Below are 16332 nucleotides of genomic sequence, written 5' to 3' on the forward strand. Positions count from 1 at the left end.
ATCCAACGCCTTGCCACTGTTGCGGTTCACCAACACGTACCACGCGCTCGTGTCGACCGTGGCCGCCGACGCGGGCGACGACACCGCCATCGCGGCGGCGCCAGCCACCACCGCCGCCGCCACACTGGCGGCTGCCGCTCGTACCAACCAACCTCGCCGCCGCGATGGCGGCGCTATCGCCGGAGACGTACCGGTGGCAGACATGTTCCTCCTCAATCACCAGGGAGCCGAACGGCTACCCGAAGCTGGGCGCTTCGCGACACGCGACCGGGTGCATACGGCGGGAATGTTCGCGTTAACAAGATCCCGGCATGCTGGGGACGCACACCTTATTCACGGCCGACGAAGTAGTCCGGTGGTACATCGCATCCGACGTCGTCCTTGACAATCGACTGTGAGCGATAACATGCCGTTCGTCAAGACGTAACATCCGCATAAAGCAGGGCCGACTCCGCGCGCTCGACCCATTGACACCGGTCGCACACCTGCCGCGCCCGCCATCCACCTTGATCAAGGTCGGACCGAGGCACTCGGGGACGCGGGATGACCGACGCTAACATCGACATAGATGCATTTGTTGTCCGCGAAGTCCGATGCCACGGGTGCGCTTGCGGCGACCCGGGCCGCCGACGTGCGGCCGGTGGCGGCGCCGGTGCGCGGCCCCGACACCCGGGCCCGAAGCCGGTGGCTTCGGGCCCGGGCCATCCGCACTCAGGGGCTGGTGCAAGTGATGTTGCTGGGCGGGGTGGCGCCGTTGCCGGTGGCGGTGAACCCGAAGGTCGTCGAGGCGTTCGGCGCGAGCGTGCCGTTGTAGGCGGCGTTGCGAACGGTGACGTCGCCGGTGGTGCCCGTGTTGGTGCCGCTCCAGAGGCTGCTGATGGCCTGGCCGCTGGCCAGGGTCAGGCGTACCGTCCAGCCGTCGACCGTACTGGCGGTGCTGTTGGTGACGGTGACCTCACCCTGGAAGCCACCCGGCCAACTGTTGACGGCCCGGTAGGTGGCGACGCAGGTGCCCGGCTCACCGGTCGGCGGCGGGGTGGTCGGCGGGGGCGTCGTCGGCGGCGGGGTGGTCGGAGGGGGCGTGGTCGGAGGGGGCGTCGTCGGAGGGGGCGTGGACTGGAATTGGCTGAAGAATCTCCAGATCTCCCCCGAGGTCCAGGTCCGGGAGTCGTTGGGGCTGGACGATCCGTCGACCGGGCTCGGGGTGTGGTCGCCGTCGAAGGCGGCCCACTGCACGGGATATCCAGCACGGCAGCCGGCGTAGGTGGTGGTGAAGTGCGTCAGGCTGCCCCGACTGGGCTCGCGGGGACTCTGCGCGGTGCAGCCGTTGTTCCTGACGAACGTGTCGCGCAACGCCCGACCCTGGGAGATGTTCAGCACGCTGTCGTAGATGCCGTGGATGCCGAAGTACGCCACCGGCTGGGTACCACCGTTACAACCGCTGAGGTTCGCGCCGGAGAGCACGGTCACCGCACGGATGATGTTGGGTCGGGCGCAGGCCACCGCGTAGCTCATGGCCCCGCCGTAGCTCCAGCCCAGGGCGAAACGCTGCGTCGTGTCGACGCAGAGGTCGTTCTCGACCTGCCGGGAGATGTCATCGAAGAGGGTCAGATCCTGCCCGTTGGTGTTGGCCCACCCGGCGTTGATGCCCTGCGGCGCGACGAAGATGGTGCTGTTGTTCGACAGCGGCGCGAGGCCGTAGTAGCCGGCCGAGGCGACGTTGTTGGCCGACCCGTTCAGCCAGTGGAAGCCGAAGATCAGCCGGTACGGACGGTTCCTGTCGTACCCGCTCGGGATCTGGAGGATGTAGGTGCGGTTCTGACCGCTGCTGGTGATCGTGCGCGTCCCGCTGGTGAGGGTGGGTGCCTTACCGCATCCCGCGGTCGCCGCGAGGGTGCCGTTCGTGGCAGCCACCGCCTCGCCGCGGAATCCGGCGCTCAGCGCGCCGCCGGTCGCCACGACGAGAACCGCCGCGGCCGCGACGAATGTCAGTAGTTGTCTCCGTCTGACCATTGCTCGACTCCTTGCCGTTGATCGTGCGTACGACATGCGCCTCGCCTCGCGGTCCGCGAGCCGGTTCGTGCCGGTGGGGGCACTCGCCCCGCGCGGGCGGAACGAGGGGCCGACCGACCAGGCGCCGTGACAGGACGTCCTTCCGTTGCGGGGCCGGCGTGCTTCGGCGGCCGGTGCGGCGTACACGGGTGGCGTACGGGCCGTACCGTCGCTGCCGGGGTTGTCCGCGACGGGGCATGGAATGCGGGGGATGCAGCCGGACCGGGGCGTCCGACGACCGCGCGGTCGCCTGGCAGTGGCGGAGCGGCCCGGACTGGTCACCGACCGGCGAGGCGGCGGGAAGGCGAGCCCTCGGCGTGCCTGCGCCGACTGTCCGCGGTGACTGGGAGCGTGCCCTTCGCTCCCCGCGCCGGAACATAGCATGTTATCGATAACATGCTCAACCGGCCGAGTGCCGCGGAACGGGCCACAGTGGGCGGTGTGGCCCCGCGATCATTTGCCGAAGCGCTGGTCAGACGGCTGGCTGGAGCGCGGCATGTCCGCCGGCCCGAACGGATGTCGGCCTGCCAGTCGTGGAACCGCCCGGTGAGCTGCAACCACGGCCAGATGGTCAGAGCCAGTTGCCACGGCAGGACGCCGTAGGCGCCCTCGGACGCGCGACGTACCGCCTCGAACAGGGCATCCCGGTGGTCGTCGAACCAACGGACCGCCTCGTCGTACGAAGGAGGTCGCTCCGCGACGACACCGTCCGACGCCGGGGCCGGCGCGACCGCCGGGCTCATCGGCGCGAGCAGGAACTCGGCCTGGTAGCCACGGTCGAGGCCGATCCCCTCGCCGACCGGCTCGAGGGCGACTCGCTGGCCGGGGACGTGCGCCTGCAACGCGGTGACACCTGGAGTTGCGAGCTGCGCGCGCTGCTGAACTGTCAGGATGCGGACTTTCCTGCACGAGTTCCGCTCGGGTGAGCTGACGCAGCTCGGCATCGAACCGTACGGCCCCTGCGTCGGGGCTTCCGACACCACCCAGTTGTGGCTGATCCTGCTCGGCATCCGGCTGGCCGGCGTCTGCGTGCACGGCGCGAAACGGATCGTGGACGCCTCCGGTTCGCGGTTACGCTCCCTGGCCTGACGCCGGGCGGATCGCCCGGGTCAGGCTGCCAGGCAGCTCCTACGCAGGGTGGACAGCGCGTCGTGATGCCGGGACCGCACCGTACGGACCGGAACTCCAAGTATGCGGGCCGTCTGGTGCGCGGTCCGCCCCGCCAGGTAGGTGTGCAGGAGCACCGCGCGATGCTCGACCGAGAGCCGCCGCAGCATCGAGACCGCCTCGGCGGCCGCGACGGCGGCGTCCGCGTGGTCCGGTTGGGCGACGTCGACCTCCGGCGCGGTCCGCTCACGCCCGACGGCGACCGCCCGCAGCGACGTCACGGCCAGGTCACGCGCCACCGTCATCAACCAGTCCCGGATCGGGACCTCGCCGAGGCGGAGGCGGCCGCTGCGCTGCCAGGCATGGATGAACGTCTCCTGCACGATGTCCTCGGCGAGATGGTGGTCCACCACGAGCTTCTCGACGAAGGTGAGCAGCGGCCGGGTGTGATCGGCCATCAACTCGTCCAGCGCGGGAGTCCGACCGGACGCCGCACAGGTCTGGTGAGCCGTTGTCATTCGCTGGTGCCTGGTCCTTAGCGAGCGGGTGTGCGAGCGGACCCCACCACCGACACGGTCCTGCGACCGGCACCGACGATCGACCCGAATCCCGACGCTACGGTCGGCCAGTTACCAACATCGTAACGAACTCTTACCGGCCCGCACCGGCGCCCGGGCGCACCCCGAGTCCCCCGCCGACTACCTCGGGCGTGCGACGTCGAGCTGACCCGTGGACCGGACCGTCACCCAGGTCGTGACCGTCGCCCCGTCGACCTCGGCCGTGCAGGTGAACCGGTGCCCCTCGATGACCGGCTGGTCGACCGGGCAGGCGACGTTGTCCGCGTTCAGCCCGTAGCCGGTCCGGAGCACGGTCAGCACCTGCCGTTGCAGGGCGGCGGTGTCGAGGACCTTCTGTCGCGGGCGGTCGGGCCGGGTCACGGCCACGACCGTCCCCGCGACAACCAGGAGTACGAGCGGGACCGCGATGGCCACCACGAGCTTCGGGGACAGCCGCCGCCAACGGCTCGCCGCCGGTGCGTTCGCCGCCGGGCCCCACTGCGGCGGGGGCGCCGGCTTCCAGCGGGGCGCCAGCAGGGCCGCCCTCGCGCCGGTGACCGCAGGGCTGTCGGACACGCCGTCCGGGTTCATCGTCGACTCCACGCTCTCAGCGGGCGGTGGGGGTCGGCACGGCGACGACCTCCGGTAGCGGCTTCGTCTTCTCGCCGGTCGGGGCGACCGCGAACCAGGTGCCACCGACTCCCTGGCCCCGGATGTCGCCGGGCGCGACGTCCTTGGCGAACCGGTAGACCGGCCAGCCGCCGATGGTCACCTGGCAGGTGCCGTCGGCGCGCTCGACGTACCCGACGAGTTGGGGGTCGATGCCGTCCGGATAGATGCGACCGGGTGACGAGATGAGCAGCGGGGGCCAGGTCTTGGCGCAGTCGCCCGCGCAGGTCGCCTTCGGCGGCCTCGCCGAGTCCTTGTCGAAGCGGTAGAGCGTCCTGCCCTGGCCGTCCGCGACGTACGTGCCGATGTCGGCCTGGGCCGTGGCCCGCAACTGCACCACGGAGCTGCCCTGACCACGGTCCGGGCTGGCCGAGACGGGAACGTCGGACGGCCCGCTGAAGATATTCACGCGGCGCTGCGTCTTCGCGACGGTCGGCGGCGGCACCGGGCTGACCTCGATCACCTGCGGGGCCGGGTCCGCGCTCGCGGTGACGGACGCCGCCGGAGACGCCCCCTGGGTCGGCGCGGTCGCGGTGACGCCCGCCCCCGTGGAATCCCCGCACGCGGTCAGGGCCGCCAGGCCGATCACCGCGATCGCGATCCGCGCTCTCTGCACCATGTTCGCTCCACCTCGTACTCGGTGTGGACCGGGCTCGTGCACAGGTCCGGCACCCACACGGACACCGCCCCGAAACGGTTCACCACCGCATCGCGGCGGACGCCCGCGACCGAATCGAACTTGCCCTGAACCGGATGGCGTGAGCATCCGTGTGGGTGGCGGCGTCGGCGCAAGACGGTCCACGAGCGGACCGGCTCGCCGACCCGGAGAACCGAGACAACGGGAGGGCGACATGGCCACCTACCACATCGTCAGCGAGGACATCCAGGAGTCCGCGAGCTGGCTGCAGCAGAACATGCAGACCCTGCTGGACGGGATGACCCAGGCCAAGAGCAAGATCGACACGCTGATCCAGGGTGGCTACAACACCCCGGGCGCGCAGCAGCAGTTCGGGCCGTACTTCGAGGAGTACAAGGGCAGCGTCGACCAGACCCTGCACGGCATGGAAGGCATCAGCCAGTACCTCACGCAGGTCAGCGACGCCTTCTCCGAGACCGACACGCAGACCGCCGCCAGCCTCAGCCGCTGACGAAACGAACGGTCGGGGCCGCGTGGTGAGCATTCACCACGCGGCCCCGACCGTGTTCCCGACGGATCATCCGACCAGGAGATACCCGTGCGCCTGTTGCTCACCGTCACGGACCAGTCCACCCCCGCAACCGACTATCAGGTCGAGGCCGCCCTCGACTCCACCGTCGCGGAACTCGCCGAAGTGCTGGCGGGGCGTCGTCCAGAACCCGGCACCCGACCGCCGACGATCTTCGTCGCCGGCGCGCCGCTGGATCCCGGGCTCACGCTCGCCGACGCGCCGCTGTGGCAGGGCAGCGTTCTCGAACTGGACCGCCCGGCACCCGTGTCGCCCGCACGGACGCCGGGCCCGCTGGAGGTCCGGGTGGTCAGCGGTCTGGGCGCCGGCAACCTCTACCCGCTCGATATCGGCGAGCACGCCGTCGGCGCCGCCGACGACCACGTACTCGTGCACGACGACCCGCTCGCGCCCGCGCTCGCGCGGCTGCGGGTGACCGCGGACGGGGAGTGCTGGCTCCGCCCGACCGGGCCCGGGCTGTTGCTCGACCGGGTGGAGATCGACGAGGAGGAGCGGATCTGGGCGCCCGGTGCGCAACTCGCCGTGGGTTCGTCCCTGCTGGAGCTTCGCCGCCCCCTCCTGGACGAGGCCGCGCTCCAGATCTCGGAAGACCGTACGGGCCTCGACTACAACCGTCCGCCCCGCCTACTGCCCGCGGCGCGGACCACCCAGTTCACGCTTCCCGGGCCACCGGCGCCTCCGGAGCGGCGGCCGCTCACGCTGATCACCGTGTTGGCGCCGGTCGTGCTCTCCGGCGCCGCGTTCGTCATCACCCGCAACCCGCTCACGTTGCTCTTCGCCATCCTGTCGCCGTTGGTGCTCATCGCCGGTCAGATCGGCGCGCGGCGTCAGGGCCGGGCCACGTACCGCTCCCGGCTCGCCGAGTACGAGAAGAAGAGGGCGCACATCAGCGGCGAGGCCGAAAAGGCGCTGGCCACCGAACGGTTGGTCCGCCGGGACAACTGTCCCGATCCCGCGGCGATGGGGCTGATCGCCGTCGGGCCGCAACGTCGCCTCTGGGAGCGACGCCGTACCGACCCCGACTTCCTGGAGCTGCGGGTCGGCAGCGCGGACCTGCCCTCCGAGGTGGTGCTGCGGGACCTGAGCCAGGAGGAGAACCGGCGCGAGGTCCGGTGGAGCGCCCTCGACGTGCCCGCGACCGTGCCGGTGCGCAAGCACGGCGTCGTGGGGGTGGCCGGCGACGCCGTCGCGCGTACGACCGTTCGTTGGATGATGGCCCAGGCCAGCGCCCTGCACAGTCCGGAGGACCTACAGATCTACCTGCTCTGCGGCACGGCCGACGAGGCCGGCTGGGCCTGGGCGGGGTGGTTGCCGCACCTGCGGCCCCGCGACGGTCAGGACACCCTCGCCACGGTCGGCACCGACACCCAGACCCTGGCTCGCCGGGTCGGCGAACTGGTGACCATCATCTCGTCCCGCTCCGGTGAGCGGGCCAACGGCGCGTTCCGGGACGTGCTCGTGGTCCTCGACGGCGCCCGCAAACTGCGGTCCCTGCCCGGCGTCACCCAGATCCTTCGCGAAGGACCAGCGGTCGGGGTGTACGCCATCTGCCTGGACGCCGAGGAGAGGCTGCTGCCCGAGGAGTGCCAGGCCGTCATCGCCCAGCAGGAGGACGGATCGCTGCTGGTGACCCAGACCCTCGCCGCCCCGATCGCCGACGTCCACCCGGACGTCGTCCCGCCCGAGTGGCTGTACCGGGTGGCGCGCGCGCTGGCGCCGCTGCGGGACATCGGTGGCGCCGACGAGGAGAGCGCCCTGCCCGGGGCGAGCCGGCTGCTCGACGTACTCGGAATGGAGCCGCCGGAGCCCGATGCCGTGACGGCCCGGTGGACCTCGGGTGGTCGGACCACCGAGGCGGTGCTCGGTGTGTCGCTCGACGGGCCGTTCGCGCTCGACCTGAAGCGGGACGGGCCGCACGGCCTGGTCGCCGGCACCACCGGCTCCGGCAAGTCCGAGCTGTTGCAGACCCTCGTCGCGTCCCTCGCCGTGGCCAACCGGCCGGACGCGATGACGTTCGTGCTGGTCGACTACAAGGGCGGCAGCGCGTTCAAGGACTGCGTCCTCCTGCCGCACACCGTCGGCATGGTGACCGACCTGGACACCCACCTGGTGGGCCGGGCGCTGACCTCGCTCTCGGCGGAGCTGCGGCGACGCGAACACATCCTGGCCGAGGCCGGAGCGAAGGACATCGACGACTACGTGGAGCTGCTGCGCCGCGAGCCGTCCCGCGTCGCGATGCCGCGGTTGCTCATCGTGATCGACGAGTTCGCGTCGATGGTGCGTGACCTGCCCGACTTCGTGACCGGTCTGGTCAACATCGCCCAGCGGGGCCGGTCGCTCGGCATCCACCTGGTGCTGGCGACCCAGCGGCCGGGCGGCGTGGTCTCCCCCGAGATCCGGGCCAACACCAACCTGCGCATCGCCCTGCGGGTCACCGACAGCAGCGAGAGCCAGGACGTGCTGAACGCCCCGGACGCGGCCACCATCTCGAAATCGACGCCGGGCCGCGCCTTCGTCCGTCTCGCCCAGTCGTCGCTGGTGCCGTTCCAGGCCGGCCGGGTCGGCGGGTTCCGCCCCGGCGCGCGCAGCACCGACCGACCGGCCCCCTGGTTGGCGCCACTGTCCTTTCCCGACCTCGGTCGACCCGCGCCGCGTCGCCGTTCCGGCGAAGCGGCGCCGTCCGCCGAGCTGACCGACCTGGCGGTGCTCGTGACGGCGATCCGGGACGCCAGCGAAAGGCTCGGCATCCCGGCCCAGCACAGCCCGTGGCTGCCCGCGCTGCCGACGTCGCTGACCGTGGACGCGCTGCCCCCGGCCCGCGCAGGCGGCTACCACCTCCCGGCGGTCGCCTACGGGCTGGTCGACCTTCCCGCCCAGCAGGACCAGGTGCCCTTGGCGCTGGACCTCGGAACGCTCGGCCACCTGCACGTCATCGGCTCCTCGCGCAGCGGCCGATCGCAGACGCTCCGGACGATCGCCGGCGCTCTCGCCCGCGTCCACTCCGCCGCCGACGTCCACCTCTACGGCATCGACTGCGGCAACGGGGCGTTGCTGGCCCTCAATGGCCTGCCACACTGCGGAGCGGTGGTGCAGCGTACCGAGGCGGAACGGCTCGGTCGGCTGTTCGCCCGCCTCGTCGCGGAACTGGGCCGGCGGCAGCAACTGCTCGCCGGACGGGGCTCGGCGAGCATGGTCGAGTACCGGACCGGCACGGCCGCGGGTGAGCAAAAACCGCCACACATCCTGGTGCTCCTGGACCGGTTCGAGGTCTTCGACAAGACCTTCGCCGACTACGACAACGGCACGATCATGGCCGGTCTGCTGACGCTGCTGCGGGAGGGCGCCGGAGCGGGCATCCACGTGGTGCTCGCGGGCGACCGGGCGATGTTCTCCAGCCGGATCTCGTCCACCACGGACGACAAGCTGGTGCTGCGCCTGACCGAGCGCGGTGACTACAGCATGGTCGGCATCAACCACCGGCAACTGCCGGACGAGATCGAGGCGGGCCGCGCGATCCGAGCCTCCGACGGCGCGGAGGCGCAGATCGCGCTGCTCGGCGAGGACACCTCGGGCCAGGGACAGGCGCGCGTACTCGCCGACATCGCCGAGACGGCCCGGCAGCGGGACGCGGACGTCGCGGCCGCGGACCGCCCGTTCCGGATCGACGTGCTGCCCGACGAGCTGACCCTCGCGGACACGGAGGCGCTCAGCCGACCCGACGGACCGCTGTGGACCATGCTGGGCGTCGGTGGCGACGAACTCACCGCGATCGGACCGGACCTGACGATCGTGCCGACCCTGGTCCTGGCCGGGCCACCGCGCTCGGGGCGGAGCACCGCGCTGCTGACGATGGTCGCCGGCCTGCTGCGCAAGGGCACACAGGTGGTCGTGGCGGCACCCCGCCGATCTCCGCTGCGCGAGCTGGCCGGCCTGCCGGGCGTGCTCGACCTCGTCCCGAGCGAGAACCTCACCTCCGCCGGTCTGACGGCCGCGCTGGAGCGAAGGAGCGGACCGGCCGTGGTCGTGCTGGACGACGCCGAGTTGCTGCTCAAGTGCGACGCGGGAAGCGATCTCGGGGAGATCGCGCGGGCCGGCACGGAACGAGGGCTCGGGCTGATCATGGCCGGCACCATCGACGGCCTGTCCGGCGGCTTCGGCGGCTGGCACGTCGACGCCCGGCGCAACCGACAGGGCGCGCTGCTCAGCCCGCAGGGCCTCGGCGACGGCGAGCTGATCGGCGCCAAGCTGAGCCGGGGACAGCTCGGCGGGGGACGCCTGGGCCGGGCGCTGCTGCACCTGGGCGACGGCACCGTCCGCCTGGTGCAGGTGCCCCGCACCGACCCGGCGGTGCTGCGGTCACTGGTGACGCCACCGGAGGCGGCGACGGTCGAGGGGTGAGGTAGGGCCGGAACCGACAGGGGGACACCGCAGCGCGGTGTCCCCCTGTCGCCTACCCGGCTCAGGCGTCGGGCGCTGTCGTATCCGTCGACTCCTGCCGCGCGGTCAGCTCCGGCTGGTCGTCGTCCCAGGTGAACGCCAGCGTCTCGGTGATCGCGCCGAAGAGTCCGAAGATCTCCTCCGCCTCCGCGAGGTTCGGGCTCGATCCGGTGACCACCACGACGTCCGCCGAACCCGGCATCGGCACGACGGTGTGCATCACCGCGCACCGCATCGTCACGTCATCCTGGACGACGTTCTGGATGCCGTACACGCGGCCCACGGTGCCGATCCCGGGGATCACCGCGGTGGTCACCCGCCGCCAGGTCCCGTCGGCCCGGGTCGGTTGCCCCACGGCGGTCAGCGCGCCGAGGATGTCGCCGTTGGCCGGTGGCGTGGCCACCGCGACCAGCACGGTGGCGGTGAGCGGGCCGTCCTCGTACATCTCGAAGACACCCGCAGCGTGGACCGCGCCGCTGCGCCGGGCCTGGCGCACCGACCGGCGTACCTGCTCGGCGAAGCGGCCCGCCTGGTCCGCCGTGAAGCCGCCGGTCAGGGCGTGCCCCCGTGCCTCCTCGCCCAGCCGGTTCTCACTCGCCTCGTCGGCCACCGAGAAGTCGACCCACGCCTCGGGGGTACGCAGCTCGAAGCCGGTCGGGGTGGGCGTCGGGGCATGGGCCTGAGTCGGCGCGCTCACTGTGCCGCCTGCGCGTCCGGCGCTGTCAACGCGTTGACCGTCTGGGTGTCGGTCTCCCGGAACGCGTCGGCGACGGCCTTCGCGGCGTCGCGTACGCCCCCGAGATCCTTGCCCACGACGTGCCGGCCGTCGCCCCACCGCTTCTCGAAGTGACGGGCGGCGTCCTCCAGGTTGCGCTGCCCGAGCGTGTCGACCACCGAACCCATCGACCGGACCGGCGAGCTGTCCATCAACTCCTTCGTCCGCCGCAGCAGTTCGTGGACGCGTTCCAGCTCCGCGCCGGGAACGAGGATCTCGCTCATCGCGCGCACTCCCCCGCCGGCCTGCCCATCCGTTCGCTCATCTCCGCACCCTCCAGACCGTCACGGCAACTGCGCCGTACACGGATCGGCGGCCAGCCCGGTTCACCGGGTGAACCGATCTCCCGCCGGCTACGTGTGCGACCTGGCTCCCGGCGGACGGTTCGGGCGCCGGCCTGACGATGCGATGGGGAGGTTCGTCATGACGCGTCCGGGCGACGCCGAGTGGTTCGTGTTGCAACTCGACTCAGATCCAGTGCCGGGTGATCCCGAGTCTTTCGAGGAGATCACCCGGGCGTACCAGGAGCTGGCCAGAACCACCCAGGAGGCGCACGACCTGCTCGCGTCGGGCAGCCAGATCGACGTCGGCCAAGGCAAGGCGATGGACGCCTTCCGGGACCTGATCGGCAAGCTGCCGGGGCGACTGGACCAGATGGCGAACTCGTACGCCAGCGCGGCGGACGCGTACCTGCGCTACCTGCCGTCGCTGGAGGAGGCGCAGACGATGTCGCTGCGCGCCCTCGACCAGGCCCGACAGGCGTCCGAGGACCAGAGCGCCGCCCAGGCGGCGGCCGTCACCGCGGCGGCGGCGCTTCTCATCATGAACGCCGACACCGCGACCAGCCCGGACGCCAAGGAGCAGGCCACCGACGACGCCGCCGCCGCCAAGACCCGGGCGGCCGACGCCCAGCAGGCGCTGGACGGGGCGAAGTCGTTGCTCGGTCAGGCGACAGCCCTGCGCGACCAGGCTGCCCGGTCCGCTGCCGAAACTCTGCACCAGTTGGCAAAGGACGCGCCACAACGGTCACTCTGGGACAAGATCGTCGAGGCGTTCGAGGCGTTCATCGACTTCCTCCAGAGCACGGTGATCGAGTGGATCACCACCATCCTGGACGTGCTCTCGGTGGTCGCCTCGTTCATCTTCCCGCCCCTCGGTTCGGCGATCGGCTTCCTCTCCGGCAGCATCGAACTCGCCGCGGCGGCCCTCGGCGGCGACCCGGCGGAGATCGCCCTCGCCGCCGGCGGACTGGCGCTCGGTCTGGTACCGGGCGGACGGATCGTCGGCCGGGTCATCAAGCTCGCCAACAAGTTCGCCGGCAAGATCCGCCCCGGCAGCGTCTCGAACGCCATCAAGGACAGCACCAAGGAGGTCTCGGGCAACAGCCGCGGCGTGGCGGGCGTCGACGCCGCACCGGGGCGCGGAATCGACGCGAACGTCACCGAGGTCGACATCGGCAAGAACATCAAGGGTGTGTTCAACAAGGTCGACCAGAAGTTGTTCGACATTCGGTTCAACCGGGACCTCAAGGCCGCCCGGAAGAAGCAGGCCAACGATCCGACCCTGATCCTCGGCCAGAACAGCAAGGGTCACCTCAAGACGTTCCACGCCTCGGACGTCGAGTCGACCCCGTTGGTGGACAACAACGGGAAACAGATCGGCGTGCTCTTCCCGAGCAGGGCCACCGACAACGAGAGCTTCACGAGTTGGGCCCGGACCGACGCCAACCTCGCCTTCGGCCGGAACATCGGCGGGGAGATCGCCGACCCGGGGACGAAGGCGATCCGCAGGCTTCCCGGTACCGACACCGGCTTCGCGGGCAACCAGTTCCAGGTCGCGCCGTGGGCTCGACTCAAGACCGAACCCACCCTGGTCATCGCGCACGGCAACCCGGACGGCGCCTCCGTACGCCTGAAGAACGGCACGTTGCTCCATGTCCCGGGTGGTCAGTTCGCGAAGGTCCTGCACCACAACGACATCTTCCGGGCCAGCAACACCGCCGCGGACCCGAAGCGGTCCATTGCCATGATCTCCTGCAACTTCGGCAACACCTCCGGCACGGCGGGGCAGGACTTCGCCAACGCCATGCGGGATCTCGGCAGCGACCGGCGGATCTTCGCGGCGAACGAGACGGTGGTCACCACCGAGGGCGTGGACGTGGAGGGTCTGCTGACCGACGCGGGCCGACCCATCGCCACGTTGGCAGTGCAGAACGACGGGAAGTTCAAGCAAATCCACCCGAGCGTCGAGGGGACGAGTTGATGAGCGAGCACGACAACGGTGATCGGCAGCGGAGTTGGATGCTGCTGACGGACGCGCGATGGAACGCGCCCGACGAAGACGAGGCGGATGCGACCGACGTGCCCCCGGTGGCGGCCATCGTCGGCGGCTGGCTGGTCGAGCCCGACGGCACCGTCGGTCGCTTCACCGCCAATCCGCTGTACCGGCCGGAGGACCCGGCGTCGCCCACCACCCCGGTGGACGCCTCCGCGGCTCTGGTTGCCACCGGTCGCGCCGGCGTCGACGCGGTGCTCCTGGCACTGCGCGACAGCCTCGTCGAGGTGGCGTTGGACGGCGAGGGCGGCGTCATCGTGGCACCGGCGCCAGACGGCGTTCCGTGTGTGCTCGTCGCATCCGGTGCCGTGGACCAGGCCCGGGTCGACGCGGCCGAGTGGCGGCAGGTCGACCTGGACGAGTTGCTGACGCTGCTGCCGGACGGCGTCGACGTACTGCTGAATCCGGGTGGGCCGCGTGCCATGCGGTTGTTCGCGGACGCGTTACGCGACCTCGCCGCCGAGGAGGTCCCGGAGAGCGGCGAGCCGTGGCCGTTCACCCCGTAGTCGGAGGACAGGCTCCCCGCTGGGCCCGGACACGCCGTCCGGGCCCAGCGGATACGGGGCGCCGGACCCGTATCGACGACCGCTGACATCTCGTTTCGGCCTCGACGTGGGTCAGTAGACAAACTTTCTACCGATCAACTAACGGTACGAACGGGCTGTGCATCCTGAGGACCCGTAGACGACCGGCGGGAACGCCGGCGACGTGAGGGTCAGCAAAAGGGTGGTAGCAATGGCGGGATCAGGACCTGTTCGTCGGCGCGAAGTGGCAGGCGAGGCACTGGTCCGGTCCATATTCGAGGAGCACGGGCGCGCGATGCTCGCATACGCGACACAGTTGACCCGCGACCGCGCGGCCGCGGAGGACGTCGTCCAGGAGGCGCTGGTGCGCGCATGGCGTCACCCTGACAGCCTGGTCAACGGCAGAGGCTCGGTACGGGGTTGGCTGTTGACGGTCGTCCGCAACATCGTGACCGACACCATCCGCGCCCGGAACGCGCGGCCACCCGAGGTGCCGGAGGGCCCGACGGACGCCGCGGTGGAGCGTGACCACGCCGACCAGGTGGTGAACTCGATCGTCGTGACGGACGCGCTCAATCGCCTCTCCACGGAACACCGACAGGTGCTCGAGCAGGTATACCTGCGCGGGAGTTCAGTCGCGGAAGCCGCACAGGTCCTCAGGATTCCACCGGGCACCGTGAAGTCTCGCTCCTACTACGCACTCCGAGCACTCCGCGATCTCGCCGAGCGTCGCGCCGGAGTGGAACGGCCTGCCTCATGACATCCGACAGCTCATCGCCCCGCGCCGACCACTTCGACATCGGCGGCTATCTGCTGGGGGCGCTCGATGAGGAGGCGACGTACCGAGCCGAGGAGCACCTGGCGGGTTGCGCGCAGTGTCGAGCCGAGATCGAATCGCTGCGGACGTGGGCGGGCGCGCTCGAGAACGTACCCGACGTGATGCTGCTCGACGGCCCGCCGGAGGACGGCGACCTGCTGTTGCAGCGCACCCTGCGCCAGATCCGCGGCGAGGCCGCCGACCAGCGCCGTCGCCGCCACGCCGTCACCGGAGTCGCCGCGGCGGTCGTCGCCTCCGCCGTCCTCGGGGGTGTCTTCCTCCTTCCCCCGGGCGACGGCACGACGGACGCGACAGCGCCGCCGCCGACCCCGAGTGTCGCGGCCGACCAGACGGTCCGCTCCACCAGCACCTCCGACGCGCGGACCGGTGCCCGCCTCGCCGTGGCCGTCACACCGGCCCCCGGCTGGGTACGCGTCAACGCCACGGTCTCCGGCATCCCGCAGGGCCAACGCTGCCGCCTCCTGGTCGTGGGCAGGGACGGCAGCACGGTGCTGGCGGGTAGCTGGTTGGTGTCGGAGCGCGGCGCCGCCGAGGGCGTCACCCTGGACGGCAGTGCCCTGATGGACGCGGCCGAGGTCGACAGTGTCCGGGTGGAGACGACCGACGGCATGGCGTACGTCAGCGCGAAGCTGTAGCCAATCACGTCAGCGGCCGGTGGCTGAGCCAGCCACCGGCCACCGTCAGCGGCCGGTGGCCGCGCTCGACCGACCCGGCCCGGCCAGTGGCCGGGCCGGCGCGAGCCGTACCGTGGGGTCAGCCCAGGCGCACCGAGACGACCGCGTTGTCGAAGTCGACAGTCCCCAGATCCGCGACGTCCCCGTTGATCACCTTCGACCGGCCGGTGCAGTCCGGGCCGGCCCAGAGCTTGAGCGAGCCGGGGGCCGCCACCGAGGAGGAGACGCCCGGGCGGCTCAGGTTGCGGCAGCCGGTGCCGGCGACGCCCTGCGAGCCGGCGCCGTCGCCGAAGTTCGGGTCGTCGAAGAGGACCGCGCTGGTGGCCGGTGGCGCCGGCGAGTCCGCGGCGGGCTGCTCGTCACCGGACACGCCGGCCTTCCCGCCGGCCGGGGTCACGCCGAACCAGGTGCCTCCGACACCCTGGCCCAGGGTGTCGCCTGCCTTGGTGTCCTTGGCGAAGCGGTAGACCGGCCAGCCGCCGATGGTGACCTGCCGGCTGCCGTCCGGGCGCCGGACGGTGCCGACGGCCTCCGCCTTGACCCTCGCGACGAAGATCTTGCCGCCCGGCATCACCGTGACCGGCGGCCAGGTCGCGGCGCAGTCACCGTCGCAGTTCGACGTCGGCGGGTTGTTGCTGTCCTTGTCGAACCGGTAGAGGGTCAGCCCCGCGCCGTTGACGACGACCGGGTCGAGCTTGCCCGCCTTGCCTACGCTCAGCTGGACCCAGCGCTGCGCCGATTCGCGCATGGCCCCGGTCGCCACCCCGCCGTTGGGTACCGCCCAGTCACCGGTGCCCGCCGCCGCGTTGTTGGACTCGGCGGTGCCGGACCTGAGGGCGAGGTCAGCGACGCCCGCCCCGCCCTGCGGCGACGCCGCCGGGCTGCCGCTCAGGTCGGCGGCCCGCGCCGGGCCGGGTGGCACCTGACTCGGGCCGCACGCCGTGAGCGTCACCGCGCCGACGGCCAGCGCGGCGATGAGGGGTGTCACGTGGTTGCGCATCATCGGAAATCTCCAGCGGTCACCCGGCTTCCAGGAGGTCCGGAAACCGTTCGACCCTCACACGGAACAGGTCCGGGATCGGTTCAGGGCCGGTGCCGCCGCCGTCATCACGTGGACGACCTCAGGTGGCGCGCAGGGG

At 71.3% G+C, this 16332-nt stretch carries 15 protein-coding genes; 7 read left to right on the forward strand and 8 right to left on the reverse strand.

All coding sequences use genetic code 11. From position 1 onward, the window contains the following. Positions 1 to 711: 711 nt before the first annotated feature. Together ACLQ24_RS20365 and ACLQ24_RS20370 are read right to left on the reverse strand one after the other, a co-directional pair. Positions 712 to 2013: a cellulose binding domain-containing protein gene (locus ACLQ24_RS20365; protein WP_425893297.1), complete on the reverse strand. Its 1302-nt coding sequence runs from the start codon at positions 2011 to 2013 to the stop codon at positions 712 to 714. Positions 2014 to 2330: 317 nt separating this feature from the next. Next, positions 2331 to 2894 carry a hypothetical protein gene (locus tag ACLQ24_RS20370; protein ID WP_425893298.1) on the reverse strand — a complete coding sequence of 188 codons (564 nt, stop codon included), beginning with the start codon at positions 2892 to 2894 and terminating at the stop codon, positions 2331 to 2333. Positions 2895 to 2943: 49 nt separating this feature from the next. On the opposite strand from ACLQ24_RS20370, the gene ACLQ24_RS20375 reads away from it, so the two are divergent. After that, positions 2944 to 3141, forward strand: coding sequence for a hypothetical protein (locus ACLQ24_RS20375; protein ID WP_425893299.1), 198 nt, complete (start codon positions 2944 to 2946; stop codon positions 3139 to 3141). Between the two features lie 20 nt (positions 3142 to 3161). On the opposite strand, the gene ACLQ24_RS20380 is transcribed toward ACLQ24_RS20375, so the two are convergent. From ACLQ24_RS20380 to ACLQ24_RS20390, 3 genes are all read right to left on the reverse strand, one after another. Continuing rightward, the gene (locus tag ACLQ24_RS20380; RefSeq protein WP_425893300.1) at positions 3162 to 3677 is read right to left on the reverse strand and encodes a sigma-70 family RNA polymerase sigma factor; all 516 of its coding nucleotides are present in this window, start codon (positions 3675 to 3677) and stop codon (positions 3162 to 3164) included. A 180-nt stretch (positions 3678 to 3857) separates the two neighbouring features. Continuing rightward, complete coding sequence (locus ACLQ24_RS20385; RefSeq protein WP_425893301.1) at positions 3858 to 4307, reverse strand: DUF4333 domain-containing protein; 450 nt, start codon at positions 4305 to 4307, stop codon at positions 3858 to 3860. Positions 4308 to 4323: 16 nt separating this feature from the next. Next, positions 4324 to 5004 carry a hypothetical protein gene (locus ACLQ24_RS20390; RefSeq protein ID WP_425893302.1) on the reverse strand — a complete coding sequence of 227 codons (681 nt, stop codon included), beginning with the start codon at positions 5002 to 5004 and terminating at the stop codon, positions 4324 to 4326. Between the two features lie 232 nt (positions 5005 to 5236). Between ACLQ24_RS20390 and ACLQ24_RS20395 the strand changes: the two genes are divergently transcribed. After that, positions 5237 to 5533, forward strand: a complete 297-nt coding sequence (locus tag ACLQ24_RS20395; protein ID WP_007457407.1) for a WXG100 family type VII secretion target — start codon at positions 5237 to 5239, stop codon at positions 5531 to 5533. A gap of 87 nt (positions 5534 to 5620) precedes the next feature. Then, complete coding sequence (locus ACLQ24_RS20400; protein ID WP_425893303.1) at positions 5621 to 10009, forward strand: FtsK/SpoIIIE domain-containing protein; 4389 nt, start codon at positions 5621 to 5623, stop codon at positions 10007 to 10009. A gap of 61 nt (positions 10010 to 10070) precedes the next feature. Here ACLQ24_RS20400 and ACLQ24_RS20405 read toward each other — a convergent pair whose 3' ends face one another. Both ACLQ24_RS20405 and ACLQ24_RS20410 read right to left on the reverse strand, forming a co-directional pair. Continuing rightward, on the reverse strand, positions 10071 to 10745 hold the full coding sequence (locus ACLQ24_RS20405) for a hypothetical protein (RefSeq protein ID WP_425893304.1): 675 nt from the start codon (positions 10743 to 10745) through the stop codon (positions 10071 to 10073). Then, positions 10742 to 11047 carry a hypothetical protein gene (locus ACLQ24_RS20410; RefSeq protein ID WP_425893305.1) on the reverse strand — a complete coding sequence of 102 codons (306 nt, stop codon included), beginning with the start codon at positions 11045 to 11047 and terminating at the stop codon, positions 10742 to 10744. Before ACLQ24_RS20410 ends, ACLQ24_RS20405 begins: the two co-directional genes overlap by 4 nt. Before the next feature lie 199 nt (positions 11048 to 11246). Here ACLQ24_RS20410 and ACLQ24_RS20415 point away from each other — a divergent pair, with 199 nt between their 5' ends. The 4 genes from ACLQ24_RS20415 to ACLQ24_RS20430 all read left to right on the forward strand — a co-directional run bounded on the left by ACLQ24_RS20415 (position 11247) and on the right by ACLQ24_RS20430 (position 15154). Beyond that, on the forward strand, positions 11247 to 13085 hold the full coding sequence (locus ACLQ24_RS20415) for a hypothetical protein (RefSeq protein WP_425893306.1): 1839 nt from the start codon (positions 11247 to 11249) through the stop codon (positions 13083 to 13085). Then, positions 13085 to 13663, forward strand: a complete 579-nt coding sequence (locus ACLQ24_RS20420; protein WP_425893307.1) for a type VII secretion system-associated protein — start codon at positions 13085 to 13087, stop codon at positions 13661 to 13663. The genes ACLQ24_RS20415 and ACLQ24_RS20420 overlap by 1 nt, the downstream gene beginning before the upstream one ends. A gap of 277 nt (positions 13664 to 13940) precedes the next feature. Then, positions 13941 to 14441, forward strand: coding sequence for a sigma-70 family RNA polymerase sigma factor (locus ACLQ24_RS20425; protein ID WP_425893321.1), 501 nt, complete (start codon positions 13941 to 13943; stop codon positions 14439 to 14441). Further along, positions 14438 to 15154: a zf-HC2 domain-containing protein gene (locus ACLQ24_RS20430; RefSeq protein ID WP_425893308.1), complete on the forward strand. Its 717-nt coding sequence runs from the start codon at positions 14438 to 14440 to the stop codon at positions 15152 to 15154. The genes ACLQ24_RS20425 and ACLQ24_RS20430 overlap by 4 nt, the downstream gene beginning before the upstream one ends. 118 nt (positions 15155 to 15272) lie before the next feature. Here the strand turns inward: ACLQ24_RS20430 and ACLQ24_RS20435 are convergent, their stop codons facing one another. Next, positions 15273 to 16196: a hypothetical protein gene (locus tag ACLQ24_RS20435; RefSeq protein ID WP_425893309.1), complete on the reverse strand. Its 924-nt coding sequence runs from the start codon at positions 16194 to 16196 to the stop codon at positions 15273 to 15275. Positions 16197 to 16332 lie beyond the last annotated feature (136 nt).

The sequence above is a fragment of the Micromonospora sp. DT4 genome (assembly GCF_049841675.1).
Lineage (GTDB): Bacteria > Actinomycetota > Actinomycetes > Mycobacteriales > Micromonosporaceae > Micromonospora.

What these genes read in the sequence shown, in the direction of transcription:
- ACLQ24_RS20375 (WP_425893299.1), top strand. Translation starts at nt 2,944, where the DNA reads ATGCGGACTTTCCTGCACGAGTTCCGCTCGGGTGAGCTGACGCAGCTC.
- ACLQ24_RS20420 (WP_425893307.1), top strand. Translation starts at nt 13,085, where the DNA reads ATGAGCGAGCACGACAACGGTGATCGGCAGCGGAGTTGGATGCTGCTG.
- ACLQ24_RS20385 (WP_425893301.1), bottom strand. Translation starts at nt 4,307, where the DNA reads ATGAACCCGGACGGCGTGTCCGACAGCCCTGCGGTCACCGGCGCGAGG.
- ACLQ24_RS20365 (WP_425893297.1), bottom strand. Translation starts at nt 2,013, where the DNA reads ATGGTCAGACGGAGACAACTACTGACATTCGTCGCGGCCGCGGCGGTT.
- ACLQ24_RS20435 (WP_425893309.1), bottom strand. Translation starts at nt 16,196, where the DNA reads ATGATGCGCAACCACGTGACACCCCTCATCGCCGCGCTGGCCGTCGGC.
- ACLQ24_RS20380 (WP_425893300.1), bottom strand. Translation starts at nt 3,677, where the DNA reads ATGACAACGGCTCACCAGACCTGTGCGGCGTCCGGTCGGACTCCCGCG.
- ACLQ24_RS20390 (WP_425893302.1), bottom strand. Translation starts at nt 5,004, where the DNA reads ATGGTGCAGAGAGCGCGGATCGCGATCGCGGTGATCGGCCTGGCGGCC.
- ACLQ24_RS20395 (WP_007457407.1), top strand. Translation starts at nt 5,237, where the DNA reads ATGGCCACCTACCACATCGTCAGCGAGGACATCCAGGAGTCCGCGAGC.
- ACLQ24_RS20410 (WP_425893305.1), bottom strand. Translation starts at nt 11,047, where the DNA reads ATGAGCGAGATCCTCGTTCCCGGCGCGGAGCTGGAACGCGTCCACGAA.
- ACLQ24_RS20415 (WP_425893306.1), top strand. Translation starts at nt 11,247, where the DNA reads ATGACGCGTCCGGGCGACGCCGAGTGGTTCGTGTTGCAACTCGACTCA.
- ACLQ24_RS20430 (WP_425893308.1), top strand. Translation starts at nt 14,438, where the DNA reads ATGACATCCGACAGCTCATCGCCCCGCGCCGACCACTTCGACATCGGC.